This window comes from Klebsiella sp. JN_Kp126 (assembly GCF_033843325.1).
GTDB classification, from domain to species: Bacteria; Pseudomonadota; Gammaproteobacteria; order Enterobacterales; family Enterobacteriaceae; genus Klebsiella; species Klebsiella michiganensis.
On record NZ_JAWXQV010000071.1, the window covers coordinates 24,807 to 48,425 of the forward strand.

General features: G+C 52.8%; 23 protein-coding genes. 13 read left to right on the forward strand and 10 right to left on the reverse strand.

Translation table 11 applies throughout. The features are described 5' to 3' along the window. Nucleotides 1-22: 22 nt before the first annotated feature. The 3 genes from SIK97_RS16455 to SIK97_RS16465 all read left to right on the forward strand — a co-directional run bounded on the left by SIK97_RS16455 (nucleotide 23) and on the right by SIK97_RS16465 (nucleotide 3,807). Nucleotides 23-1,399 carry an MFS transporter gene (locus SIK97_RS16455; protein WP_029946863.1) on the forward strand — a complete coding sequence of 459 codons (1,377 nt, stop codon included), beginning with the start codon at nucleotides 23-25 and terminating at the stop codon, nucleotides 1,397-1,399. 235 nt (nucleotides 1,400-1,634) lie between these two features. Continuing rightward, nucleotides 1,635-3,098 (forward strand): mannitol dehydrogenase family protein, encoded by a 1,464-nt coding sequence (locus SIK97_RS16460; RefSeq protein WP_004851251.1) that lies wholly within the window; start codon nucleotides 1,635-1,637, stop codon nucleotides 3,096-3,098. Nucleotides 3,099-3,375: 277 nt separating this feature from the next. Next, entirely contained in the window at nucleotides 3,376-3,807 is a 432-nt protein-coding gene (locus SIK97_RS16465) for a universal stress protein (RefSeq protein WP_025105778.1), read from the forward strand. A gap of 43 nt (nucleotides 3,808-3,850) precedes the next feature. Here SIK97_RS16465 and SIK97_RS16470 read toward each other — a convergent pair whose 3' ends face one another. After that, nucleotides 3,851-4,537, reverse strand: a complete 687-nt coding sequence (locus SIK97_RS16470; RefSeq protein ID WP_004851246.1) for a GntR family transcriptional regulator — start codon at nucleotides 4,535-4,537, stop codon at nucleotides 3,851-3,853. A gap of 90 nt (nucleotides 4,538-4,627) precedes the next feature. Next, the gene (gene ydfG / locus SIK97_RS16475) at nucleotides 4,628-5,377 is read right to left on the reverse strand and encodes a bifunctional NADP-dependent 3-hydroxy acid dehydrogenase/3-hydroxypropionate dehydrogenase YdfG (protein WP_004851244.1); all 750 of its coding nucleotides are present in this window, start codon (nucleotides 5,375-5,377) and stop codon (nucleotides 4,628-4,630) included. 171 nt (nucleotides 5,378-5,548) lie between these two features. On the opposite strand from ydfG, the gene dcp reads away from it, so the two are divergent. Then, entirely contained in the window at nucleotides 5,549-7,591 is a 2,043-nt protein-coding gene (dcp, locus tag SIK97_RS16480; RefSeq protein WP_319610946.1) for a peptidyl-dipeptidase Dcp, read from the forward strand. Between the two features lie 367 nt (nucleotides 7,592-7,958). After that, the gene (locus SIK97_RS29725) at nucleotides 7,959-8,090 is read left to right on the forward strand and encodes a small membrane protein (RefSeq protein WP_014229520.1); all 132 of its coding nucleotides are present in this window, start codon (nucleotides 7,959-7,961) and stop codon (nucleotides 8,088-8,090) included. On the opposite strand, the gene SIK97_RS16485 is transcribed toward SIK97_RS29725, so the two are convergent. After that, the gene (locus tag SIK97_RS16485) at nucleotides 8,083-8,712 is read right to left on the reverse strand and encodes a helix-turn-helix transcriptional regulator (RefSeq protein ID WP_032719188.1); all 630 of its coding nucleotides are present in this window, start codon (nucleotides 8,710-8,712) and stop codon (nucleotides 8,083-8,085) included. The two genes, SIK97_RS29725 and SIK97_RS16485, sit on opposite strands and share 8 nt — an antisense overlap. A 385-nt stretch (nucleotides 8,713-9,097) precedes the next feature. Between SIK97_RS16485 and SIK97_RS16490 the strand changes: the two genes are divergently transcribed. Beyond that, a complete protein-coding gene (locus SIK97_RS16490; protein ID WP_134897322.1) occupies nucleotides 9,098-9,397 on the forward strand; it encodes a hypothetical protein in 300 nt (99 codons plus the stop codon). Between the two features lie 1,099 nt (nucleotides 9,398-10,496). Here the strand turns inward: SIK97_RS16490 and SIK97_RS16500 are convergent. Together SIK97_RS16500 and SIK97_RS16505 are read right to left on the reverse strand one after the other, a co-directional pair. Next, the gene (locus SIK97_RS16500) at nucleotides 10,497-10,973 is read right to left on the reverse strand and encodes a cold-shock protein (protein ID WP_004851238.1); all 477 of its coding nucleotides are present in this window, start codon (nucleotides 10,971-10,973) and stop codon (nucleotides 10,497-10,499) included. A gap of 114 nt (nucleotides 10,974-11,087) precedes the next feature. Beyond that, complete coding sequence (locus SIK97_RS16505; RefSeq protein ID WP_025105772.1) at nucleotides 11,088-11,627, reverse strand: DUF2058 domain-containing protein; 540 nt, start codon at nucleotides 11,625-11,627, stop codon at nucleotides 11,088-11,090. Nucleotides 11,628-11,789: 162 nt separating this feature from the next. Between SIK97_RS16505 and SIK97_RS16510 the strand changes: the two genes are divergently transcribed. Continuing rightward, nucleotides 11,790-12,101: a hypothetical protein gene (locus SIK97_RS16510; RefSeq protein WP_049080861.1), complete on the forward strand. Its 312-nt coding sequence runs from the start codon at nucleotides 11,790-11,792 to the stop codon at nucleotides 12,099-12,101. A gap of 62 nt (nucleotides 12,102-12,163) precedes the next feature. Here SIK97_RS16510 and SIK97_RS16515 read toward each other — a convergent pair whose 3' ends face one another. Beyond that, the gene (locus SIK97_RS16515; RefSeq protein ID WP_004851233.1) at nucleotides 12,164-12,436 is read right to left on the reverse strand and encodes a DUF883 family protein; all 273 of its coding nucleotides are present in this window, start codon (nucleotides 12,434-12,436) and stop codon (nucleotides 12,164-12,166) included. Nucleotides 12,437-12,817: 381 nt separating this feature from the next. On the opposite strand from SIK97_RS16515, the gene SIK97_RS16520 reads away from it, so the two are divergent. The 3 genes from SIK97_RS16520 (at nucleotide 12,818) to SIK97_RS16530 (ending at nucleotide 14,552) form a co-directional block, all read left to right on the forward strand. Continuing rightward, complete coding sequence (locus SIK97_RS16520) at nucleotides 12,818-13,072, forward strand: hypothetical protein (RefSeq protein ID WP_057173491.1); 255 nt, start codon at nucleotides 12,818-12,820, stop codon at nucleotides 13,070-13,072. A 28-nt stretch (nucleotides 13,073-13,100) separates the two neighbouring features. Continuing rightward, nucleotides 13,101-13,361 carry a hypothetical protein gene (locus tag SIK97_RS16525; RefSeq protein WP_014229513.1) on the forward strand — a complete coding sequence of 87 codons (261 nt, stop codon included), beginning with the start codon at nucleotides 13,101-13,103 and terminating at the stop codon, nucleotides 13,359-13,361. A gap of 102 nt (nucleotides 13,362-13,463) precedes the next feature. Further along, nucleotides 13,464-14,552: an AAA family ATPase gene (locus tag SIK97_RS16530; protein ID WP_014838607.1), complete on the forward strand. Its 1,089-nt coding sequence runs from the start codon at nucleotides 13,464-13,466 to the stop codon at nucleotides 14,550-14,552. Nucleotides 14,553-14,625: 73 nt separating this feature from the next. Here the strand turns inward: SIK97_RS16530 and SIK97_RS16535 are convergent, their stop codons facing one another. Both SIK97_RS16535 and SIK97_RS16540 read right to left on the reverse strand, forming a co-directional pair. Next, nucleotides 14,626-15,876 (reverse strand): MFS transporter, encoded by a 1,251-nt coding sequence (locus SIK97_RS16535; RefSeq protein ID WP_057173492.1) that lies wholly within the window; start codon nucleotides 15,874-15,876, stop codon nucleotides 14,626-14,628. A gap of 55 nt (nucleotides 15,877-15,931) precedes the next feature. After that, a complete protein-coding gene (locus SIK97_RS16540) occupies nucleotides 15,932-19,039 on the reverse strand; it encodes a beta-galactosidase (protein ID WP_057173493.1) in 3,108 nt (1,035 codons plus the stop codon). Nucleotides 19,040-19,246: 207 nt separating this feature from the next. On the opposite strand from SIK97_RS16540, the gene SIK97_RS16545 reads away from it, so the two are divergent. The 3 genes from SIK97_RS16545 (at nucleotide 19,247) to SIK97_RS16555 (ending at nucleotide 22,584) form a co-directional block, all read left to right on the forward strand. Next, a complete protein-coding gene (locus SIK97_RS16545) occupies nucleotides 19,247-20,317 on the forward strand; it encodes a LacI family DNA-binding transcriptional regulator (RefSeq protein ID WP_057173494.1) in 1,071 nt (356 codons plus the stop codon). A gap of 386 nt (nucleotides 20,318-20,703) precedes the next feature. Beyond that, nucleotides 20,704-21,138, forward strand: coding sequence for a GNAT family N-acetyltransferase (locus SIK97_RS16550; RefSeq protein ID WP_057173495.1), 435 nt, complete (start codon nucleotides 20,704-20,706; stop codon nucleotides 21,136-21,138). A gap of 237 nt (nucleotides 21,139-21,375) precedes the next feature. Beyond that, nucleotides 21,376-22,584 carry a diguanylate phosphodiesterase gene (locus SIK97_RS16555; protein WP_057173496.1) on the forward strand — a complete coding sequence of 403 codons (1,209 nt, stop codon included), beginning with the start codon at nucleotides 21,376-21,378 and terminating at the stop codon, nucleotides 22,582-22,584. A gap of 188 nt (nucleotides 22,585-22,772) precedes the next feature. Here SIK97_RS16555 and iraP read toward each other — a convergent pair whose 3' ends face one another. Beyond that, nucleotides 22,773-23,084 (reverse strand): anti-adapter protein IraP, encoded by a 312-nt coding sequence (iraP, locus tag SIK97_RS16560; protein WP_004851215.1) that lies wholly within the window; start codon nucleotides 23,082-23,084, stop codon nucleotides 22,773-22,775. A gap of 127 nt (nucleotides 23,085-23,211) precedes the next feature. After that, nucleotides 23,212-23,493, reverse strand: coding sequence for a hypothetical protein (locus SIK97_RS16565; RefSeq protein ID WP_047723746.1), 282 nt, complete (start codon nucleotides 23,491-23,493; stop codon nucleotides 23,212-23,214). Nucleotides 23,494-23,619: the final 126 nt, after the last annotated feature.

Consider the following 23,619-nt stretch of genomic DNA (forward strand, 5'->3'; position numbering starts at 1 on the left):
TCTACAATTAGAGATAATCATTATGACTACCGTAAAAAATGAGAGAACCACTTCCGATCTCATTCGTGCAGCCGTATCTGGTTGGTTAGGCACGGCACTGGAGTTTATGGATTTCCAACTCTATTCCCTTGGCGCAGCGCTGGTTTTCCATGAGATTTTTTTCCCGGAGCAATCCGCCGCCATGGCGCTGATTCTGGCAATGGGAACCTACGGCGCGGGCTATATTGCGCGGATCGTCGGCGCCTTTATTTTTGGTAAAATGGGCGACAGTATTGGGCGCAAGAAGGTTCTGTTTATTACCATCACCATGATGGGGATCTGTACCACGCTTATTGGCGTGCTGCCAACCTATGCCCAGGTCGGTATTTTAGCGCCGGTGTTGCTTGTGACTTTACGTATTATTCAGGGGTTGGGCGCCGGGGCTGAAATATCAGGTGCGGGTACCATGCTGGCGGAATATGCGCCGAAAGGTAAGCGTGGAATTATCTCTTCGCTGGTGGCTATGGGCACCAACTGCGGTACGTTAAGCGCCACTGCTATCTGGGCGGTGATGTTCTTCGTGCTGGACCGTGAACAGCTCGTCGCGTGGGGATGGCGTGTGCCGTTCCTGGCAAGCGTAGTGGTGATGATCTTTGCCATCTGGCTGCGTCTCAATCTGAAAGAGAGCCCGGTTTTTGAGAAAGTGAGCGAAGACAGCGTCCTGCAGAAAGAGATAGCAACCCAGGAAGGTACCTTTAGCGCCATGCTGAAAAGTAAGTCCTTCTGGCTGGCGACGGGTCTGCGCTTCGGACAGGCGGGAAATTCAGGATTGTTGCAAACTTTCCTAGCGGGCTATCTGGTACAAACATTACTGTTTGATAAAGCTATCCCTACCGATGCGTTAATGATTAGCTCTGTTATCGGCTTTATTACCATCCCATTTCTTGGGTGGCTGTCAGATAAAGTGGGGCGTCGCTTACCCTATATTATCATTAATATTTCAGCCATTATTCTGGCGTACCCCATGCTGTCGATTATTGTGGATAAGAGCTATAGCGCGAGCACCATCATGGCGTCACTGATCGTCATTCATAATATCGCGGTATTGGGTCTGTTTGCGCTGGAAAACATCACCATGGCGGAAATGTTCGGTTCACGTAATCGCTTTACCCGCATGGCAATTTCAAAAGAGGCGGGGGGATTAGTCGCCGTAGGCTTTGGCCCGGTGCTGGCCGGTATTTTCTGCAATATGACCGGTTCCTGGATGCCCATTGTTGTGATGCTGGTGTGCTACTCCATCATTGGCTTAATTTCCGCCATTCTGATGCCTGAAGTGCGCGACCGCGATCTGAGCTTGCTGAATGACGCCGCAGACTGCGCGCCGCAAAATAAAGCGGTGGGTAACGGGCAATATATTTAAAAAACACAAACTCCGCACCGAATGATGAATCGCCGTAAATAACACTCTGCCGGGCCATTAGCCCGGCATTTTCACTCTTTTATTCCCAGAAATACCGAAAGTATAACTCGTCCGTCTTCTTGTATGGTAGTTGATAAAAGTCAAAGATATCATACCAATTGCATGAGATGGTTTATTTCACCAGCCGGTTCCCACTTACCGTGGGGATCCAGAAATCATAAGTATGAGAGCCACCATGGAACATATGCTATTAACAGCGAACGCCACGCTGCCAGCTTACGATCGCAACCGTCTTATTCCACGCATCGTTCATTTGGGCTTTGGCGCATTTCATCGCGCTCACCAGGCGGTATATGCCGATATTCTGGCGACAGAACACGGCAGCGACTGGGGCTATACCGAAGTGAACCTGATCGGTGGCGAGCAGCAAATCGCCGATCTGCAACAGCAGGATTTACTTTACACCGTCGCCGAAATGTCGGCGGATGCCTGGACCGCCCGCATTGTTGGCGTGGTCAAAGAGGCGATGCATGCCCAGGTCGATGGTCTGGAAAGCGTGCTGGCAAAAATGTGCGAGCCTCAGGTCGCTATTGTGTCATTGACCATTACCGAAAAAGGCTACTGCCACTCGCCGGCCAGCGGTGAACTGCAGTTAGATCACCCGTTGATTGTTGCCGATTTGCAAAACCCTCATCAACCGAAATCCGCGCCGGGCGTGGTGGTAGAAGCGCTGGCACGCCGCAAGGCGGCAGGTCTGCCGGCCTTCAGCGTGATGTCCTGCGACAATATGCCGGAAAACGGTCACGTCATGCGTAATGTCGTCTGCGCCTATGCTCGCGCCGTCGATGCCGAATTAGCCGAGTGGATTGCGCGCAGTGTCACTTTCCCTTCTACCATGGTTGACCGCATCGTACCGGCGGTGACGGCCGAAACGCTGGAGAAAATTGAACAGCTCACCGGCGTTCGCGACCCGGCCGGCGTCGCCTGCGAACCGTTTCGTCAGTGGGTCATTGAAGACAACTTTGTCGCCGGTCGTCCGCAGTGGGAAAAAGCCGGCGCTGAGCTGGTGTCGGACGTGCTGCCCTTTGAAGAGATGAAGCTGCGCATGCTGAACGGCAGCCACTCGTTTCTTGCCTGGCTGGGCTATCTGGCGGGATACCAGCATATTAATGACTGTATGCAGGACGAAAACTACCGTCGCGCCGCGCGTGCGCTGATGCTGGAGGAGCAGGCGCCGACGCTGAACGTGCAGGGTGTGGATCTGGCACGCTATGCCGGTCTGCTGATCGAGCGCTATAGCAACCCGGCGCTGAAGCACCGCACCTGGCAGATAGCGATGGACGGCAGTCAGAAACTGCCGCAGCGGATGCTGGATTCGATTCGCTGGCACCTGGCGCATGGCGGCGACTTTACGCTGTTGGCAATGGGCGTCGCGGCCTGGATGCGCTATGTCAGCGGGGTGGATGACCAGGGGCAGGCGATTGAAATCTCCGATCCTTTACTGCCGGTAATTGCGCAAACCGTACAGAATAGCGCAGACGGCGAAGAACGCGTGCGCGCGCTGCTGGGTATTGAGGCTATTTTCGGTGCCAGCCTGCCCCAGGAGAGCCGTTTCGTGAACGCGGTGGTTCGCGCTTATTTATCCCTGCAGCAGCACGGCGCAAAAGCGACCGTAGCGGCCTGGGCTCAGGCAAACTAATTTATTTCACCCGCGTGCCGCCGGTCCCGGCGGCATTGCCCTCATGCTTTATCCCTGAACGCTTTTCCCGCCAGAAATATATTTCGCGTCAGGCGCAATCTTTGATCCAGATCGTTGAATATACATAACTTTATCTAACAACAGTTAAGTATAAATAATTGATGTTTATTTTAATGAATTAAATATTTATCTGGGTGATTATTCATTCTCCTGGTGAAGTAAATATGGCATGATGAGTTAACTTACTAAGTTTCCTCAGAAAAAAGGAGAACGGACTATGTACAAAAAAATTTTGCTGCCCGTAGACGTTTTTGAAATGGATTTAAGTGACAAAGCGGTTCGCCATGCTGAGTTTTTAGCATCAGCGGATGAAGGGGAGATTACGCTGCTCAACGTTCTGCCGAACAGCAGCAGCTCAATTTTACGCGGTTTTGCGGCCGATATACGTAAGTTTGAGGCCTATATGCGTGAGGAATCGGAGAAAAAGATGAAGACAATATCCCGTCTGTTCTCCATTCCCGCCGAGCGGATTCATTCCAGAGTGGTCTTTGGCAACGTGCGCGATGAAATTCTGGCGGTGAGCGGCAATGAGGATTTTGACGTTATCGTTATTGGTTCCCGCAAGCCGGGTATATCCACTCATCTTCTTGGTTCAAACGCTGAGTCGATTTTACGTCACGCTAAAATACCGGTTCTGGTTGTCAGGTAAGTCAATTTCTCGCGGCAGATAACCTGTTCTGCCGCAACTCGTTTTATTCCTCGCTGAACCAGTCGCTGTTTTCCTGACGAACAAGCAGCACGGACTCGCTAATTTCTTGCAGATGCAGGCGCATGGCTTTTTCAACCGCATCCGGATTGCGGGCGACCAGCGGCTGGAAAATATCATAGTGCTGACGCAGCATCATATCGGGTGGGGTCACATGATCGAGGCTCATATAGCGCACCCGGTCAATGGTGGCTTTAATATTCTCGACGGTATCCCAGGCGAGCTGGCAGTCGGCGATTTGCGAGAGCTTCTGGTGAAATTCGTCATCCAGCTGGAAAAAATCCGTTAACTGCTGCCGCTCCACCGCCGTACGCTGCTGATTGAGATTTTGCTCAAGCTGGTAGAGCTGTTCATCATTCACCATTCCTGCGGCGCGTCGCACCACGGCGCATTCGATGGCCTGGCGGACAAAACAGCCGTTACGCACCTGCGAGAGCGAGATTTTATTCACATAGCTGCCGCGCTGCGGACGGATCTGAATTAAGCCATTTTCAGCCAGTTTGATAAAAGCTTCGCGTACCGGTTGCCGGGAAACGTCAAAGCGCACGGAGACTTCTTTTTCCGAAAGAGGGGTGCCTGGCGGGATCAGACAATGGACGATATCCCGACGCAGGATACGATAAATTTGCTGATTAACGGGCTGTGTCGGATTCAGTTGTGCTTCTGCGGCCATGGATGATTACTTTTATATGAGGTATTTGCGCTATTTTACGCGTTTTTTGTCTTCCAGCCCAGACCCGGCCCGCGGGCCGGGTTACAGAGCTTAGCCCTGGCGGTGCACGTTCAGTCCGGCAAAACTTTGGCTGACCGGCATGATTTCCAGGGTATTAATGTTGACATGTTTTGGCAGGGTTGCGACCCACCAGACCGCTTCGGTGACGTCTTCCGGAGTCAGAGCCTGGGTATTTTCGTAAGCTTTCTCGGCTTTAGCGTCATCACCTTTAAAGCGCACGTTAGAGAATTCGGTGCCACCGACCAGACCGGGCTCAATATCGGTCACGCGAAGGGCGGTACCGTGAAGATCGGTACGAAGATTGAGGCTGAACTGACGCACAAACGCTTTGGTCGCGCCGTAGACGTTACCGCCAGCATAAGGCCAGGCACCGGCGACCGAACCGATATTGATTACGTGGCCGCGATTACGCTCAACCATTCCCGGCAGAACGGCGCGGGTCATATACACCAGCCCTTTGTTATTGGTGTCAATCATGTCTTCCCAGTCTTCAATGTTGGCTTTATGCGCGGGCTCCAGTCCCAGCGCCAGCCCGGCATTATTGACGAGAACATCAATCGCCTGCCAGTCTGCCGGCAGTCCGGCAATCAGCTCTTCAATGGCTGCACGGTTGCGCACGTCCAGCTGGGCGGTATAAAGGTTCTCGCCCAGCTCATCTTTAAGCGTTTTCAGGCGTTCTTCGCGACGCCCGGTGGCAATCACTTTGTGACCGTTAGCGATAAAACGGCGAGTTATGCTTTCACCAAAACCCGCTGTTGCTCCGGTAACCAGGATAATCATCTTACTGTTCCTCAACGATTTTTGTGTCTTCATACCATAGCACGCGATCCCGGCGACGGGTAATGGAAATCACCAGACCTCCCCGCCGAACGCGGCGGTGAACAGAGTAATCATTGCGGTCAATCAATGAGTTGCCTAATCTTACAGAATAATCGTGTTCAGGAGATGAAGATGTCGGAGAACAATCCTTTTTTTAGCGTCAGTCTGCTGCCTTATCAGGCGCCGCGTTTCGATTTGATTGACGTGAGTCATTACCGTCCGGCCTTCGACGAGGGCGTTCGTCGCCAGCGCGCAGAGATTGCCGCTATCGCGAATAACCCGCAGCCGGCTGATTTTGCCAACACGCTGGAAGCCCTGGAGCAGAGCGGCCAGCTGCTGGCTCGGGTAACCAACGTCTTCTTCGCTATGGCGGGCGCGGAGACCAATCCGGCCATTCAGGCGCTTGATGAGCAGTTTTCCTCTGAGCTGGCGGAACTGGCGAATGATATCTGGCTCAACGATGCCCTTTTTCAACGCGTGAAGCAGGTGTGGGAGCGGCGAGAGTCGCTCTCCCTTGAGGCCGAATCCCGACGTCTGCTGGAGGTGACCTGGCAACGCTTTACCCTTGCGGGAGCCACGCTTGCGGACGATCAAAAAGCGGCGCTTCGCGCGCTGAATACCGAAGCGGCAGCGCTGCAAAGCCAGTTTCAGCAGCGCCTGCTGGCGGCGGTAAAATCTGGTGGTCTGGTGGTGGATTACGCTCATCAGCTCGCAGGGCTTAGCGACGATGAGATAAGCGCAGCGGCAGAAGCCGCGCAGGAGAAGGGATTAGGTGGTCGCTGGCTGCTGCCTTTACTCAATACGACCCAGCAGCCCGCGCTGGTTTCGCTGCAGGACCGGCAGACGCGAGAGAATTTGTTTGCAGCAGGCTGGACGCGAAATCAGAAGGGTGATGCGAATGACACTCGCGAGCTGGTACTGCGGCTAGCGGAGCTCGGCGCGCGCAAAGCGCAGCTGCTGGGCGCTGATGACTTCGCCAGCTGGTCAATGGCCGATCAGATGGCGGGCGATCCGGCAGAGGCGTTTGCCTTTATGCGGCGAATCGCCCCAGCGGCGAAGGCGCGGGCCGAGCAGGAGCTGGCGGATATTCAGCAAGTTATTGATAATGAAGGCGGTGATTTCCGCGCGGCGGCGTGGGACTGGCTCTATTACGCCGAGCAGGTGCGCAGGGCGAAATTTGCCATCGATGAAGCGCAGCTCAAGCCCTATTTTGCCCTCGACCGCGTCCTGCGCGACGGCGTGTTCTGGACGGCGACACAGCTGTTCGGTATTCGCTTTGTCGAGCGATTCGATATTCCGGTTTATCATCCGGACGTGCAGGTATGGGAAATTATCGACGCTAACGGAGAGGGAATTGCGCTGTTCTACGGCGACTACTTCTCTCGGGACAGCAAAAGCGGCGGGGCGTGGATGGGCGTATTTGTTGAACAATCCACCCTGCGTGCTCAGCATCCGGTAATTTATAACGTCTGTAACTACCAGAAACCCAAAGCCGGACATAGCGCGCTGCTTTCCTGGGATGAGGTCATCACCTTATTTCACGAATTTGGGCATACCCTGCACGGCCTGTTTGCCAGCCAGAAGTATGCCAGCCTGTCGGGAACCAATACGCCGCGCGATTTTGTTGAGTTTCCTTCACAGATTTATGAACACTGGGCCAGCGAGCCGCAGGTATTTGCCCACTATGCGCGGCATCATCAAACCGGGGAAATCATGCCGGCCGCGCTGCGCGACAGCATGTTCCGCGCGGCGAAGTTTAATAAAGGCTACGACATGAGCGAACTGCTCGCAGCGGCGCTGCTGGATATGCACTGGCATAGCGTGAGGGAGGATAAACTCCCGGACGATGTCGATGCGTTTGAAGCCGCGTCCCTGCGTGCGGAGAATATGGATCTGGCCGCCGTGCCGCCGCGCTATCGCAGCAGCTACTTTTCGCATATTTTCGGCGGCGGATACGCCGCGGGCTATTACGCTTACCTGTGGACCCAAATGCTGGCGGATGACGGCTACCAGTGGTTTGTTGAGCAGGGTGGTTTAAGCCGTGAAAACGGCCAGCGCTTCCGCGAAGCGATTTTGTCTCGCGGCAATAGTACTGATTTAGCAGAACTTTATCGCCAGTGGCGCGGACACGATCCGCAGATTGAGCCGATGCTGGAAAACCGCGGGCTGAGCTAGCCGAGCGTTTTGACGAGTAGAAGAAGACCAGGCGCAGCGCCCGGTTTTTTATCCAATTTTTGCTTCCCCAAAATCTCTGCAAAACGTCTCCGCCCAATTTAGCGCCCTCGGAATGGTTTGTCCTGTTATGGTAATCCCGTGCATCGACGCGCTGGCCACTTTTGCTTAAAAACATGAAGCCCGGCATGAAGTGTTTTTTAGTGAAAAATAATATTAATATATTAAATATAGCTTCCTTGCAATATTAGGAGTTTACTTACATTGTTGCATGGATTTCTTAAATTTAATAAGCGAACTTGCTCTGTGAATGTTCTTCACTCTATCATCTGTCTTATCTCTTGCATATCTTTTATTGAACGGATTAAGTATGGCTAATATATTGCTTCTGGTATTCGCGGTTTTTTTATTGCTGGTTTCACTGATTTCTGGATTTTCGTATTTTAAAGACAGAAAAAAGCAAAAGTTGAGTTTTAAAAGCAAGCGTATGAAATTCAATTAAAATAGAGAGATGTCCTTCTCATAACGATGGAAGAGAATCTGATAAGCTCCTGATTGTTTTCTAACTGGAATTTCTTCATTATTCGCAATTTATGGGAGTATACGGTTCTGTGATCGATGCCCAGGTTTTTTGCTGTTTCATTATTGTTAAGGCCAAGATTTATGGCATTAATGATTTTTAGTTGCGAACGACTCAATGACTGATGCGGGCATTTTAAACAGCGATTCTTCTCTATCGTTATACGTTTCTTATCGCCCGCGATAAATTCATCAAAGAGAATAGACAGGTTTTTTTTGATTGTTTCAAGGCTGTTTTTATGAAATAAAATGACAGCATTTTGAACGCATAAAGGCAGCAGGCAAGGATTAAACGTTATTTCTTTTTTGGTGAAAATTACCACCGCTGGACACTCTGATTTGTATTTTTTCATTTCCTGACATAATAAATACTCGCCAACTTCCATCTCAGTAAAAATTATGTCTGGTTTTGTGAGGTGATCTTGTATGTTGTTTCTTTGGAAACAAAGGTCGCTTATGCCTTTGGTGCTGGAAATTTCTTGGGTAAGTTCCTCTATGGCCTTTTCTAAATAAATGTTTTTGGTAATGATGGCGATTTTTAGCATGATTTTCTTATTTTTAAAAAGACGGAGGAAAAATTTCGACCGCCGTATGATGTTTTATTTAAGTAACGCCTGATGAGATTAGGATATTTCTTATTTAATATAATGGCAATAGGTTTAAAGAAAGAACAGATTTACTTTTTAATAAAAATTCGCAGCTAAATCAGTACTTTGTGTAGGTGATTTGTTTGTTTTTCAGCATTTTTAATCGCACTAAATGCCAAGATTTGTTATGCCACTATTAATTTGCATTCACAGTTTTTATTAATTAATGGCAATCATTCAGAAAATCATTATGAATATAGCATCCAAAGCTAATCTTTAGCGGCGTCCATTGAATCATAGGGCAAGACGCTATTCGTCATTTAACGGCATGCATGCCGTTGATTTGATACTTCCACCGCGTAGCTATCCGGGACGCGTTGAGCAGGGCGGTTTAACCCTCGAACAGGGCCAGCGCTTCCGCGAGGCCATTTTGTCTCGCGGCACGGGTTTTGATTTAACTGCGCTTTATCGCCAGTGGCGCGAGCGCGCTGTTAAGAGTGAGCTGATGCTGGAAAACCGCGGTGCCAGGGCATGGCTAAAATGCATTCGCATTCGATTTGACCTTAGCGATAAACCTTTCTGTAAGGGACAAGCCTTCGATGATTTCCTTATCGACTACGGTAATTCCGTATTGGGCAATTAACTCCAGCAGTCCGTCATAGGTCTGTATGAGCTCCAGAAGGCTGTAGATTGTTTTGCGATCGGAAACGGAGGGCATCTCAGAGTTTGCTGAAGATTGATTAACAATCCACTCAAGATTGGCTTTGATTTTTTCTATATCAAGATAACTATACATATTTCATGGGCTTAAATCCTCATTTCAAGATTTTTTTGAGAAAACGCGTTTCTGACTTCACAGGAAAAAGCTATTGAATAACATCCAAAAACTCTGTTCTGAGAGATGTCGATGATCAAGCCGGATGGGGGCTAGCTGCAGAAGCGGTCATGTCCAAAAGCGCTGCTACTGGCGTATCCCCTAAAGAAGGGCGCGATGTGCGTAGACTTCATTATGGAACGGATCGCCGATATATCAAGAAATCAGCGGATAAAATGTGAATAAGTAAATTTTACTGCGGATAAGGCTGCTCACCTGCAAACCGTATGCAAGAGCTGCAGGTGAGCAATGTGCTATGGAGGCAGTACCATAGCGGCAAAATTTTAGCCTCGCGCTGTGGGCAAAACCAACAAAGCGTTTACCGCCGGGAACATTTTAGGACTTACCTCACTCATCACCGTGCGCAAGACAAATGAAAATAGGGTATCAGCAGGGCTCAATATGATGTCTGCCTGCGGCCTCACCCCTTCGGGGCCAGCGTAAGCGCTGTTCAAGGCACGAGTACCTTGTCCTGCAACTCGAATTATTTAGGGTAATAATAACTTTTTTAACAGCTAATGCGGATTAGCGTATTTTGCGTCATGTTTTTACGGGCATAACGCGCGCGCGACTGGAATAAACCGAGAGGCAGGCGGATATTGGCTGAGGGAGGAGAAAAATTATCTGGTTAATAAAGGACGAAGAGCCCGGCGTCCCATTGCGGATAAAGAACAGAACGGCGGGAATTACCTAACGGCGCTTCGCTTGCACGAGTCCGAAGAAATTGCGCGGCAGGTTGTGACTCTGGTATTGGCAGGCCGGGTAAGGCGTCAATCGCCACCCGGTGAAGATCCGGGGAAGATGTTTAAACAGATTTGTCATCACTCCCAAACCGGGCGCAGAGCCCGGTTTGTTAAGCCGTACGCTTTCACACCTTAAGCAGTTTTACCGTGGCCTCAATGTCTATCTCATCTTCCGAAAAGATGAGGGTGGTTCCCTGGAAGGTGGTAATGGCCAGCTTTTTCACCGAGCGCATTTCGCCAGGCTTAGCGGTGGATTTTGGCCTGATGTTTCCCATCAACAGGCCTACGGAAAGGACCGCATTCTCTTTGTCGATGCGGGCATCGGCGGGCTCTTCCTCGCTGTACACCAGGAAAGATTTGATCGATGTAAGCTTAATCCGCTCGCCTGCAATATAGATATATTTGCTTTCCGGCAGGACTTTTACCGCATAGGCTGACAAACCCTTGTTATTGGTGGTGGGTTCGAAAGTGACTGCTGCATCTTTTTTAATGAGTTCAGGGTTGGCAACCTTAATCACATGAAAATAGCGATTATCGCCGTTTTCATCTTTGATAAATCCAAAACCTTTATCTTTAAACCACGTTGTGATCGTTCCGTTCATCGCCGTTACCGCCTGGTTAATCGTTTATCTACTCAATTTTTGCCGCGCGCAGTGTAAAGCACAACGCCTGCGCAGACCAGGCCTGAATCGCCGGTCTGCGCAGGCCCGCATTGCTTACCACATTAAATCATCGGGAACTTTAAAATCAGCATACGGATCGTCTTCGTCCTGCTCTTCCGCACTTAGCGCGCTGTTTAAGACAATGCTGCTGGCGTCGCGCTGGGCAATTTTATCGGCGACGCTCGCCGGGATAATCGCGTATTTGCTCTCGCCGTCGTTATCGCCGGCCAGACGCGCAATGGCGAGACGGCCGCTAATCAGCTGTGCCTGGGTGAGTTTATCCACGGCGATTTTTTTAATGAAGTTGTTATCCGTGAAGTTAAAATCAATATTGCCTTTTGAAATATCGATTTTATTCATTTCAATAAGCTGCTTAACCTGCGCTTTATACTCTTTCGAGAGCGCCGCCTGCTTTTGCTGCTCGCTAAGCTGCTTATCTCGCTCAAGCTGCGCTTTTTTATTCTCTTCCACTGCTTCTCTGGCTTCGCGAGCCTGAACGCGGGACTTTTTCGCCGTTCTCTGAACTTTGGCCATTTTTTTGCTGGTCACTAACCCGGCTTTAAGCATTTGTTCTTGTAAGGTGAGTTTTGTCATCTTCGTGTCTGAATCCGCTGAATAATGAGTGAGATTATACCTGCAAATGTCCGGGATGTACCAGGCGGTATGATTCGCACAAAGAAATTGCATAAAAAATCACTATTATCGCCATTTATTTGCTATAAATGCATATTTATTGATTTTTTATGAGGTGTAAAGATGATTGTCAGAACCTGGCATGGTTGTGTTCCCGTTGAGTTTGGCGATGCGTTTGCGGTTCATTTGCAGGCGACAGGCGTACAGCATTCCCAGGGCATCAGCGGCAACGCGGGGGCATTTGTCAGACGGGAAACGCAGGGGGAGTGGGAACACTTCTTCCTGGCAACGTACTGGCACAATCTGGATGCGGTCATCGCCTTTGCCGGTGAAGCGTATCATGTCGCAGTGACCTATGCGGATGATGAGGAATTCCACCTGTTGTCCGACCCTTACGTTTTTCAGTTTGACGTAGCTGAAGTCGTGGCGATTTGAGTCAGCGTTAGCATAAGCGCGCCGGAGGCAAAAAATTAAGGCCCGAAGGGCCTTATAATGGGTTATTTCCGTCCCGCCAGTAAACCAATCACCAGCCCGATAGCGCCGGCCGCCAGCAGCCCGGTCAGCGGATTTTCCCTTACGCGCTCGGAGACCTCTGAGACGGCATCCGACGCCTGAGCGGCATACTTACGGGCCGCGCCTTTTAGCTGATGTTTAGGCGAATCAACCGCATCACCAAATTGCTGCTGGGCTTCCCCGGCGAATTCATTGACTTTGTTGCTCACTTTGTCCGCCAGATTCTGCGCGTCGTTTTCATACTCTTGTGATGACATGGGAGTCTCCTTTCGTTTGACTTATTTAAGTCTAGTGGCTAACAAGCGAAGTACAAATGCTCAGCCGTCGGTGAGCCTCACTCCAGGAATTTTCCACAACGTCCGGGATATAAACCAGGTCGCTGTTTCTGCCACAAAAGCGCTACACTCTGGCGAAAAGAAACGTCGCCAGAATGGGGGGATTGCCGTCATTTCAATTGATTAAGGTAATTCCTGGATATAAGATCCGTCGGGCGCGGGGGCAGGAAAGGCGGCAATTCATAAATAAGAACTATTGATGTTCACAATTCCTCTTTTTTCCTTCATCATTTGTCAGCTTTTACTCCTAATAATCAGCGCTTAGCTCAGCATAAGAAAGAAATTTTTTTACTCAAGGCCGGTATGAACTATAAGAAAGTACTGAAGAACACGTTGCTGCTTGCTCCCGTGGCGATCCTGAGTCTGCAAACCCCTGTCTGGGGCGCAGAGGCCACGAAAACGGCGACCTGCCAGAAGGCGTCGCCTGCGGTGGACAAAGAAGGCGTGCCGTTACCGCCCGTTGTTGGTAAAGAGGGCGCTCAGCTGGCCTCCGCTAAAGACAAGTCCGGCCACGGCGGCGCAACGGCCAACTGTCAGCCTGCGGCCATCGAAAATTAATCATTGACCTCAACCCGGGAGGGACATGGTGCACCCGTTAATTAAGGTGATGCTGGTTGGAGGGAAGGGCGACGGCCTGATGGTTAGCGTTGCCGATAACGCGACGGAGATTTCCGTGACGCCTGCGCAGTACGGCGCGAAATCCGGCCAGCCGCTGAGCTACAGAATCGTATCGCAGACCATTGACGATGAACGCTATTTTTTCGGCGTTTTCAACGAGAGCCATGAGGATACGGACAAACTCAAAAGAGTCGCGCTGACCCGCGGCATGAAAAAACTCTTCAGCTAAGCCGGAGCCGGGCGGCAAGCCGTCGTCCGGTCCGCGCCTGTTTTGTTTTCCTTTCGCCTCCGATACAGTAGCGCCAAACGCTTTTATCAGTTTCGGGAATCTATGATTAACCATATCCGGATAAAAAATTTCAGATCGGTCAGGGATATTGAGCTGGAACTCGGTGCGCTGAATATCGTCTTTGGCCCCAACGGCTGCGGTAAATCCAATATCTATAAAGCCATCCACCTGTTAACCGCCTGCGCCGACGGGAAGTTTTCCGGCTATATCAGCGATGAGGGCGGGCTGGAAAACATTATGTGGTCCGGGCCAGGCGCGCCGACCGACCGCTTTCCGCGGCGGCTGCAGATTGGCTGTCTGACCGACGAGTTTGACTACCAGCTGCAGGTGGGTTTTCCGGAAAAGCTGCCTTATCCTACCCAGTTTCAGCTGGATCCGATCGTTAAAGAGGAGTCGATCTGGCTGGCGGGATTTTCCCGACGTCCTTCATCGCGCGTGCTGGAGCGTAAAAACCAGGCGGCGTTCCTGGTGGATGTGAATGGCGAAAAGAGTACCTTTACCGACGCCATTTACGAGAATGAATCGATTTTTGGCCAACTGGGCGAGCCGCACCGTTTTCCGGAGGTCTCGCGGGTCAGGGAAACCATGCGCCACTGGCGCTTTTATCACGAATTCAATATTGGCAGACTCTCACCGCTGCGACACCCGACGGTAGGCTACCGCTCGCCGGTGCTCGACAGCGATGGGCATAACCTCGCCGCCGCCTTTCAGACGATCGTGGAAATCGGCGCCGAAGAGCTGCTGCATGAGATCCTCGGCGAAGCGTTCCCGGCGTGTACCTTTTATTGTGAAAACGAAAACTCGCGTTTCTCGATGAAGATGCGCCGTAACGGCGTCTGGCGGCCTTTACTGGCGGCGGAAATGTCCGACGGCACGCTGCGCTTCCTGTGCCTGGCGGTGGCGCTATTAAGCCCGCGCCCTCCGGCATTTCTGGCCATTAACGAGCCGGAAAACAGCCTGCATCGCCAGATGTTCCCGGCGCTGGCCCGGCTGATTGTCGAAGCGTCCCGCTATAGCCAAATCTGGTTAACCAGCCACTCCGCCGAGCTGGCTGAGCTGATTTCATCGATGGCGGAAGCGCGCCTTTACGGGCTGGAAAATAGCGACGGGGAAACGCGGATCGCCGGCTAGCGGCAACTGCCTTACCCGGCGTCTTAACGGTGTATTGCCGACGCGCCGCCGGAGGGTTTCCGGCGGCCTGGCGTTATGCTGCGGCCGGGAGCAGGGTTTTGCTGCCTTTCAGGGTAAACAGCGAAATGACGGTAAAGCTCAGGGTAATACAGCCCAGGATCAGATAAGCCTGATGGAAGCCGACGGTATCATACATCCGTCCTACCCACGCCGAGAGCACAACGCCCGACAGCTGTTTCGATAAATTAAAGCCGATCAGGAACAGCGTCGCCGAAAGTTTTGGGTTAAATGCCGACGAGATATATTTAAAGGTGCCAACCAGCAGGAAGGGGATCTCAAACATATGCAGCATTTTTAATATAATCACTTCCACCGCCGAGGTCGCGAAAGACGAGCCTAAAATTCGGACTGACATAATTACCCCGGCAATTAACAGGGCATTCTTGGCGCCAATTCGGTTAATAATTGCCGGCGCGCAGAACATGATCAGCGCATTGAGTAATTCTCCACCGGTGGTCACGAAGCCAAACACTTCGGTGCCGCGCTGCGGGCTGGCGAAGAAGCCTTTAAAAAAGTTGGCGAACTGCTGGTCAAAAACGTCATAGACGCTGGCGACGCCAACGACATAAATAATAAAGCCCCAGAAGCGCGGCATTCGCAGGAGCTCGGCGGCGGTGCGCATGGAGAAAGCCTGACGGTTGGCGCCCAGGGCGTCGATAACCTCGGCGCTATTGCTGCTTTCCGGCTTCGAGACCCACAGCAGCACGCCGAGGATCAGCGCGAAGCCGGAGGCGATCCAGAAGGTGATATTGGGGTCGATACTAAACAGAATGCCGGTGATTGAGGCGCACAGCGCCCAGCCGACGCAGCCGGAGACGCGCACTTTACCGTATTCAAAACGGTTGGCGCGGCTGACGCGTTCAATATAGGCTTCTACCGCCCCGGAGCCGCTGGAGAAGACGATCCCCAGATAGATCCCGCCCACCAGCGCGCCCGCGATGATATTCATCTGCAGCAGCGGAGAGAAAACAAAAATAAAGAACGGGGCAAACAGGATTAATAAAATCGTAATCGTCCACAGCAGATGTTTGCGCAGGCCGAGCTTATCGGAAATCAGGCCAAACACCGGCTGGAAAATTATCGCGAATAGCGAAATGGAGGAGAAGACGATCCCCGTTTCGGTTTTGGTTAAATGGTTTATTTCCGCCAGCCACACCGGGAAGAAGGGGAAGTAGGCTGACATAATGAAATAGTAGAAGAAAAAGAACAGCATGAAATATATAAAATTATGCCGTTCTCGTGGCGCGAGTTCAGAGAGTTTCATTGTGAATATTCCATATTATTATGCCTGTAAGGTTGGGGGCTGGTGCCCCCGATTATTATTGGAAATGAATCGTTAACTGATATTGCCATTGTGTCTCAAGCAGCAGCCATTGCTGTAGTACGCTGGGTGTCCAGGAGTCATCGCCGCCGATGCCCATGTGTTGAGCATCGAGCGCGATCCAGACGCCGTTTTCCGGCTTCATCCTGTGCCAGTGATCGGTCTCCATTAACTGCGCGGTGCTGTAGGGCTGTACGGAGAAGTGGAAATCGCCCGCGACGTGCCAGCGCCCCCAGTCCAGCGCTTTGTTATCGCAGCGCAGGCCGTTTTCCGTCGGGAAAATGTACGGTGTGGTCATCTCTTCCAGCGGCAGCTGCCAGCGGGAGAAACAGGCGCTGGTGCGGCGGTCCGGATAGTTTTCATGCGGGCCGTAGCCGAGCCAGGAAACCGGTTGATGCTGGTCCGGAACCTGGAAATTCAGCCCGATGCGCGGCAGCGGCGGCAGGGTGCCGGCGCGTTCGCCATTGACCGCCAGATGCAGCTTGCCTTCGCCATCAAACGTCATCCGCCAGTGGCTGACAATCACCACTTCGTCGCCGCGCAGATAGTGCCAGCGGCTATCGATAACCACTTCATGGGCCAGGCGCTGGGCGTCGCACTGTACGCAGCGGGCGCTGAGGCCGTAGAGCCCGGCGCTCTTCCAGCGTTCAACCCAGGCGTTGGGGTCGATGCGCTCCACTTCGCTGACGCCGATATCGTTATCCAGCGGGGCGCGCACAAACTGGTCGCGCAGCGGCGTCAGCAGCTGTTCCACACCCTCTACCTGCCAGTGGGTCAGCAGGCCGCTCTCCCGGTCGATAGTCCATTGCTGCGAGCCGCTGCGTACGGTCCAGGCCGCGTCGCTGCTCTCCAGCGCTGGCGCCGTGCCGACGGGGGAAGGCAGGCGCAGCACCAGCGGGGCGGCGAGCGGGAACTGCTGCCAGGCGACGCGATGCCCGGCGTCGGACCAGGCGGTGGCCTGCGGCTGGACAACCTCCAGCGTCAGCCACACCGCTTCGGCGCCCACGGGCAGCGTCAGCGCATCGCACAGCGTCAGCTCGCCCTGGCCTTCAGGGCTCAGCTCAAGCTTCACTTGACCCTCGGCAAAGGTTTCTCCGGCGGCCTGGACCTGCCAGCGCAGCGCTTCGTTATCGGTGGCGCGGAACAGATATTCGCTGCTGATGCTGATACGCAGCGGGGATTGCGCAAGCAGGGTAAACTGGAAGTACTGCTGCGCGTGTTTCGCTTCAATTAATGAAGGGTGCGGGCGGCGGTCGGGGAAGACCAGGCCGTTCATACAGAACTGGCGATCGTTCGGCGTATCGCCAAAATCACCGCCGTAGGCCCAGCCGACGCTGCCGTCGTCGAAGGTTTTGCTGATGGCCTGATCGGCCCAGTCCCAGATAAACCCGCCCTGCAGGCGCGGATAGTCGCGGAAGGCCTGCCAGTAATCAGCAAAGTTGCCGAGGCTGTTGCCCATCGCGTGGGCGTATTCGCAGAGGATCAGCGGGCGCTGCTCGCCCGGCAGACTGATCCACTTTTTGATCCCCCATTTCGGCACCGTCGGAATCCGCTGATCGCGCTCAACGCGGGCGTACATCGGGCAGATAATATCGGTGGTGGTGCTGTCGGCGCCTCCACCCTCGTACTGCACCGGGCGGGAGGGATCGTTGCGCTTCAGCCAGTGATACATCGCTTCATGGTTGCCGCCGCCGCCGGATTCGTTCCCCAGCGACCAGATAATAATCGACGGGTGGTTGCGATTGCTTTGCAACATCCGGCTGACGCGGGCGCTGAAGGCCGGCAGCCAGGCTGGATCGTCGGAAAGACGATTCATCGGCACCATGCCGTGGGTTTCAATATTGGCTTCGTCAACGACGTACAGGCCATAGCGATTGCACAGCTCATACCAGCGCGGGGTGTTTGGATAATGCGAGCAGCGCACGGCGTTAAAGTTGTTCTGCTTCATCAGCAGGATGTCCTGCACCATATCCTCTTCGGTCACCACCTGGCCGCGCTGGTGATGGTGCTCGTGACGGTTGACGCCGCGGATCAGCAGCGGTTTGCCGTTTAACAGCAGCAGGCCATTTTTGATTTCAACCCGGCGAAAGCCGATATCCCAGGCTTCAGCCTCGATCGTTTCATCGCCGCGGCACAGGGACACCACCGCCCGATAGCAGTTTGGCGTTTCCGCGCTCCACAGCGCCGGTCGCTCTACCGGCAGACGAATCGCCGCGCGTTCGGCATAGCTTCCGCGCTCATCGATAATCGGCGAACCCGGCGACTGCTGGTGGCTGGCGACCAGACGATCGTCATCCCACAGTTCGATCTTCACCGTCAGCGCCTCCAGCAGCGCGACCGGCGCGGCGACGCTTAAGTTCACCAGCAGCTCGGCATCCCGATAGAGCGCATCGAGCTGCGGCGTAAGCTGAACGTCGCAGAGGTGGAGGGTCGGTTTGTTCAGCAGCCAGACCGAACGGAAGATGCCGCTCATGCGCCACATATCCTGGTCTTCAAGCCAGGTACCCGCGCTCCAGCGCATCACCATCACGCAGATGCGGTTATCGCCCGGCTGAAGGTAGGGCGAGAGATCGAAGGCCGCGGGCAGGCGACTGTCCTGCGAATAACCGACCCATTCGCCGTTGCACCACAGATGAAAAGCCGAATTAACGCCGTCGAAGATAATCTGCGTCTGGCCGTCGGCTCGCCAGCTCTCATCGACGCTGAACGTCAGCGAGTAGCAGCCGGTCGGATTCTCCTCAGGTACGCGCGGCGGCGTAGTGTCGATCGGGTAGCGGACGTTGGTATAGATCGGAGCGTCGTAGCCTTCCATTTGCCAGTTTGACGGCACCGGCGTACTGCGGCTGTCCGGCAGATCGTCTTCCAGCCAGCGGGCATCCACGTCAAACGGGCTGCGGGCCCAGGAGAACTGCCACTGGCCATCAAGCCGGCGGCGGAACGCCGAGGGCTTGTTTTTCCGCGCCGCGTCGGTATCGCGCCAGCTGGCGAAAGTCGGGTGGGCAGGTAAACGGTTGAGATGGGTAATGGTCTGGTTCTGCCAGTCTTCGCGGGCGAGAATCTGATGGAACGTTGCTCCTGCGGCGGAATGAGAGTCGTGTTGTTGCATACGTATTCCTGACGGATAAGTGATAAAAATGTCATTCGCTAGACAATATAATTTTGTTATCAGTTATTTTCGCTATAGCCGCAATATTGGCGAAAATGAAACCCACTGGCGATCACGAAAAGCTGGAAAAACAGCTGATTTTTGTCGTCTTTTAAACATAAAATGTTAGCGGACGACATTGAGGTTTTAATTCAGAAGGAGTGCACTATGCAGCGTCGCCTGGCAACGCTTGACGATGTGGCCCGCGAGGCCGGCGTGTCTCAGCAGACGGTCTCCCGGGTGCTGAATAATCCGGACGTGGTGTCTGAACGAACCCGCGATAAGGTCATTCGCGCGATGCAGGCGCTGCGCTACGTACCGAACCGTTCCGCTCAGCTGCTGGCGGGGAAATCCGCGCCGTCGATTGGGCTGATAACCGCTTCGCTGACGCTGCACGCGCCTTCACAAATCGCCGCGGCGGTGAAAAGCTACGCCGGTCTGCACCAGCTTGAGGTCTCGATTGCGATGCCGGTGCAGGTCGACTATTCGTCGCTGCAGGCGCGGCTTAATGAGTTTCGCGCCCAGCATATTCGCGGCGCGATTATCAGCCTGCCGCTCGAAAGCAGCCTCGCGGAGCGGCTGGTGGTGGAAAACCCCGATATCGCCTGCATGTTTCTTGATGTTTCGCCGGAGACCGACGTGTGCTGCGTGCGTTTCGATCATCGCGACGGCTGCGGCGCGTGCGTGCGGCATCTCTGGGACGCCGGGCACCGGGAATTCGGCCTGCTGGCCGGGCCGGAGAGCTCGGTCTCCGCGCGCATGCGATTGAGCAGCTGGCGCGAGGCGCTGCATCGGCTGGGCGTCAGTAATGCGGTGACGGTGTTTGGCGACTGGAGCGCCGCCAGCGGCTGGAACAAAACGTTTGAGCTCCTGCATCATCATCCGCGCATTAGCGCCATCGTGGTGGCTAACGATCAGATGGCGCTCGGGGTACTGAGCGCGCTGGCGCAGTTGAATCGCACCGGCAGCCAGGCGATCTCGGTCACCGGTTATGACGATACCGCGGACAGCCTCTACTTCCAGCCGCCGCTGACCACCGTCGCCCAGGATTTTAACGTTCTGGGAAAAAGGGCGGTTGAGCTGCTCATCCAGCTAATGGCTGCCCCGCAGATGAAGATCCGCGAGCTGCTGCCGACGCGCCTGATTATCCGCCAATCCACCTGGCCCTGCGCGGGCGCCAGGCAGGAGGAGCAAGAGGGTCTTGTCGCGCAGATCAAAGCGCTGGTGGAAAAGCTGTAAGCAACGGTCCGTTTAGCTTTCATTGATGTTGCGCGTGATAGCTTATCGGACAAGCGTACTCAGGGGGTTATGCCCTGAACGTAAAAATGCAAAACACAATCTATCCATGCAAGCATTCATTCACCGCCAGTCACATGGCGGTTTTTTTTTGCCCGTTTTCGGTCGTTAGAATATGGCGTTATTTTATTTAATTCTGCCTCCTGGTCGATTACTCGCCGCTGTTAAGCATAAATGCGCTGTTTTCACACCGCGGTGTCAGAAAATTTCCCCGGCTTATACTTTTTTATCCAGCATAAAATGCTGTTGACCGGGGGCGGCAGGGCGCGCTTTTTTTAGCGCCATTCGGCTATGCTGAAAGCCAAAGCAGGCGAGTGAAAGGCAACGTCATGATGATATTAAAAGATAAAGAGCACGTGGACTCGGTTGACTGGCAGACGGTGGCGGAGATTATCGCCGCCGCAGGTCTCAATCAGCGGGACGTCGCGCTGGTGGAGCGCGCGTTTCGCCATAGTACCTTTTGCTGGTTTGGCTATGAAAACGGGCAGCTTATTGCCGTTGCCCGGGCGATTAGCGACCTGACCTGGTGCAGCTATCTGGCGGATGTCGCGGTGCACCCGCGCTGTCAGGGAAAGGGGTACGGGCAGCAGCTGATGCAATTGGTTAGCGATCGGCTGCGGCCGTTCGGCAAAACCTTCATCTACTCGGTGGTGGATAAAGTCGGCTTTTATCGCCGCTTTGGTTTTGAAACGCTGACCACGGGCATGGTCTGCGCCAGCGAAGAGGCGATAGCGCGCATGCGCGAGCAGGGATTTGTTGGCTAGTAAATACCGCTTAAAAAAACGCATTTACCAAACGGTTTAAATGGCTGCTGAATGAATCACTGCCATTACCCGCGCCGCTAAGGATTATTTCGCTGGCCCTTGCCGGTTGCTGCCGTAAATAATCGGATAAACTTAGTCGGCTACAGCCGGTCCAGTTAATTATGACAGATAGCCTGGGTTAAAAGGGTAAACTGTGTTACACAGTCCCATTCTCCTGGCAAACATCTGGATGGGATTATGCTGACAACTCTGATTTACAGAAGTCAGATGCATTTAACACAAGAAACCGATCTCATACTGCTGGTTGAAAAAGCGAATGCTGAGAACGCAGCACGCGGGATTACGGGCATACTTCTTTTAAAAGATAATGTTTACCTTCAGATACTTGAGGGGGATGAGTGCGTGCTTGAGCAGCTATTCAGCACGATCAAGCAAGACGATCGCCACCATCAGGTTGTCGAGCTGATGCGTGATTACGCGCCGCGCCGGCGCTTTGAAGACGTAGGGATGATGTTTTTTGACCTGAATAAACTGCAAACCGCTGACGTCCTGACAAAGGTTCGCCAGCTTAGCCAACTGAAAGGTTATCTTTCCACCGAAGAGCGCGTCTATAAATTTATCCATACTTTTATCAGTCAAAAAAGCGCTGTCGCGCCGTCACCCTTTTTACGGCCTGACAAATGGTCGCTTCATTCGCGTAAACATGCATTTCATGCGCCGCAAGAATCGTTTTTTACCGGTCAATGTTGTCAGTTTGCTTTCCAGCCCATTATCGAACCGTTGGCCGGGAATATCACTTCGCTTGAAGCGCTTATTCGTGATAAAGACGGCGGTAGTCCCGCCAATTTCTTTGCCTCGATTCCGCCAGAGCAACGTTATGAAGTTGATCTCAAAGCGAAATCAGTTGCCTTTGCCCTGGCGAAAGAAATCAATATTGGCGACCATAAAATATCCATTAATATCCTTCCGATGTCTCTGGTTGTTATTCCTGATGCCATTGAATACCTGTTGCAGGAAATAAAAAAACAGGGTCTTGAACCCGAACAGGTGATCGTGGAGGTGACGGAAGATGAAATGATCTCCGGTTTTAGCCAGTTCAGCAGCGCGATAAAAAAACTGCGCGTCTCTGGTATGGGGCTGGCAATTGATGACTTTGGCGCCGGTTATGCTGGACTCTCGTTGTTGACAAAAATTCAGCCTGATAAAGTTAAAATCGACCGCGAGATTATTACCGATATCCATCAGAGCGGCCCTAAACAAGCGGTGGTAAGATCGATTATCAACTGCTGCCGTGAACTTGAGATTGCGGTGGTTGCCGAAGGCATAGAGCGGATAGAGGAGTGGTGCTGGCTCGAATCTGCGGGTATTAAACGTTTCCAGGGATTTTTATTTGCCATGCCGAAAGTCAACGGCGTCGGTGACATACGCTGGCCTGGGGAAAAGTGAAGCCTGATTTGCCTTAATGTACCGCGCGGTTTGCCTCCAACAGCAGCGCAGGCGAGTAGACATTGCGTATTCCGCCTGGAGTATCCCTATTTTCTGAAGCTGAACCGGCCAATAGTCGCTGATGGCCGGTAAGCTCATGACTAACCGCAAGCCCTGCATATTCCCAATCTATAACAGACTGACCCTTGTTAATCATCGAGCCTGTCATGACTGATTTCATCTTCGTGGGTGCTTATCAACTGCGTGAGCGCTATTTGTTCCTGAAACTTGGTCAGAAGCAGTTCTGCGTCCGTCTTCAGAACGTCTTCAGATGATTCCAGTACCGAATTTATCGCTTTCGTTACGCTGCTAACTAATTCCGCGACGCCGCCTTCCTTGCCGATAGCGAGCATCAGCGCGCTAATGAGCAAAGACTGCGCCTCGACCTGGGCAGCAAGCTGCTTACTTTCGGCATCCATGGCGGAAATTTTAGCAATTATGCTGAGAATGACATTATTCATTGTATCCCTCAAATCAATAAGTTAGAGCGGGTTGTTGATGGCTATACTCGCTGTTGATAATCCGAATTAACCATAGAACATAAATATGCCAGAAAAAATATCGGTAGCGTTAGTCAGGTTTTGGGCATCACCAAAGTAAAGCATGAAAACGCGCCGGTCCCACTTCCATATCCCTCCAACGATCGCGCCCGACAGAGCGCAAAGGAGCATGAAGAGTGCGGTTGTTGAAAAGAAAGACGCCAGGCTTGAGGTCGTGTTTAGCCTGGCCGACCTCTGATATTTCTTGCTTCAGCATCAACTCATACAGGCGACAGGAAAATGTGCGGATGTTTAACCGGGAGGACAAGCTCGTTGGCAAGAGCGGCTGGCTCTGTCCAACGAGGTACAGCATGGGCTGACGCCAGACCATGAATATGGCTCATGTTGTAATGAAATTAACTCGCTTTCACTCATCTAATGGCTCTGGCATAACATGCTGTATTCGATATAGATAATATGAAGATGAAGACTGCTTATGGAAGCCTGAGCCAGCCTG

Bases quoted from the DNA above. Each gene is read 5' to 3' on its own strand.
- SIK97_RS16455 (WP_029946863.1), top strand. From the start codon at position 23: ATGACTACCGTAAAAAATGAGAGAACCACTTCCGATCTCATTCGTGCA.
- SIK97_RS16460 (WP_004851251.1), top strand. From the start codon at position 1,635: ATGGAACATATGCTATTAACAGCGAACGCCACGCTGCCAGCTTACGAT.
- SIK97_RS16465 (WP_025105778.1), top strand. From the start codon at position 3,376: ATGTACAAAAAAATTTTGCTGCCCGTAGACGTTTTTGAAATGGATTTA.
- SIK97_RS16470 (WP_004851246.1), bottom strand. From the start codon at position 4,537: ATGGCCGCAGAAGCACAACTGAATCCGACACAGCCCGTTAATCAGCAA.
- ydfG (WP_004851244.1), bottom strand. From the start codon at position 5,377: ATGATTATCCTGGTTACCGGAGCAACAGCGGGTTTTGGTGAAAGCATA.
- dcp (WP_319610946.1), top strand. From the start codon at position 5,549: ATGTCGGAGAACAATCCTTTTTTTAGCGTCAGTCTGCTGCCTTATCAG.
- SIK97_RS29725 (WP_014229520.1), top strand. From the start codon at position 7,959: ATGGCTAATATATTGCTTCTGGTATTCGCGGTTTTTTTATTGCTGGTT.
- SIK97_RS16485 (WP_032719188.1), bottom strand. From the start codon at position 8,712: ATGCTAAAAATCGCCATCATTACCAAAAACATTTATTTAGAAAAGGCC.
- SIK97_RS16500 (WP_004851238.1), bottom strand. From the start codon at position 10,973: ATGAACGGAACGATCACAACGTGGTTTAAAGATAAAGGTTTTGGATTT.
- SIK97_RS16505 (WP_025105772.1), bottom strand. From the start codon at position 11,627: ATGACAAAACTCACCTTACAAGAACAAATGCTTAAAGCCGGGTTAGTG.
- SIK97_RS16510 (WP_049080861.1), top strand. From the start codon at position 11,790: ATGATTGTCAGAACCTGGCATGGTTGTGTTCCCGTTGAGTTTGGCGAT.
- SIK97_RS16515 (WP_004851233.1), bottom strand. From the start codon at position 12,436: ATGTCATCACAAGAGTATGAAAACGACGCGCAGAATCTGGCGGACAAA.
- SIK97_RS16520 (WP_057173491.1), top strand. From the start codon at position 12,818: ATGAACTATAAGAAAGTACTGAAGAACACGTTGCTGCTTGCTCCCGTG.
- SIK97_RS16530 (WP_014838607.1), top strand. From the start codon at position 13,464: ATGATTAACCATATCCGGATAAAAAATTTCAGATCGGTCAGGGATATT.
- SIK97_RS16535 (WP_057173492.1), bottom strand. From the start codon at position 15,876: ATGAAACTCTCTGAACTCGCGCCACGAGAACGGCATAATTTTATATAT.
- SIK97_RS16540 (WP_057173493.1), bottom strand. From the start codon at position 19,039: ATGCAACAACACGACTCTCATTCCGCCGCAGGAGCAACGTTCCATCAG.
- SIK97_RS16545 (WP_057173494.1), top strand. From the start codon at position 19,247: ATGCAGCGTCGCCTGGCAACGCTTGACGATGTGGCCCGCGAGGCCGGC.
- SIK97_RS16550 (WP_057173495.1), top strand. From the start codon at position 20,704: ATGATGATATTAAAAGATAAAGAGCACGTGGACTCGGTTGACTGGCAG.
- SIK97_RS16555 (WP_057173496.1), top strand. From the start codon at position 21,376: ATGCTGACAACTCTGATTTACAGAAGTCAGATGCATTTAACACAAGAA.
- iraP (WP_004851215.1), bottom strand. From the start codon at position 23,084: ATGAATAATGTCATTCTCAGCATAATTGCTAAAATTTCCGCCATGGAT.
- SIK97_RS16565 (WP_047723746.1), bottom strand. From the start codon at position 23,493: ATGGTCTGGCGTCAGCCCATGCTGTACCTCGTTGGACAGAGCCAGCCG.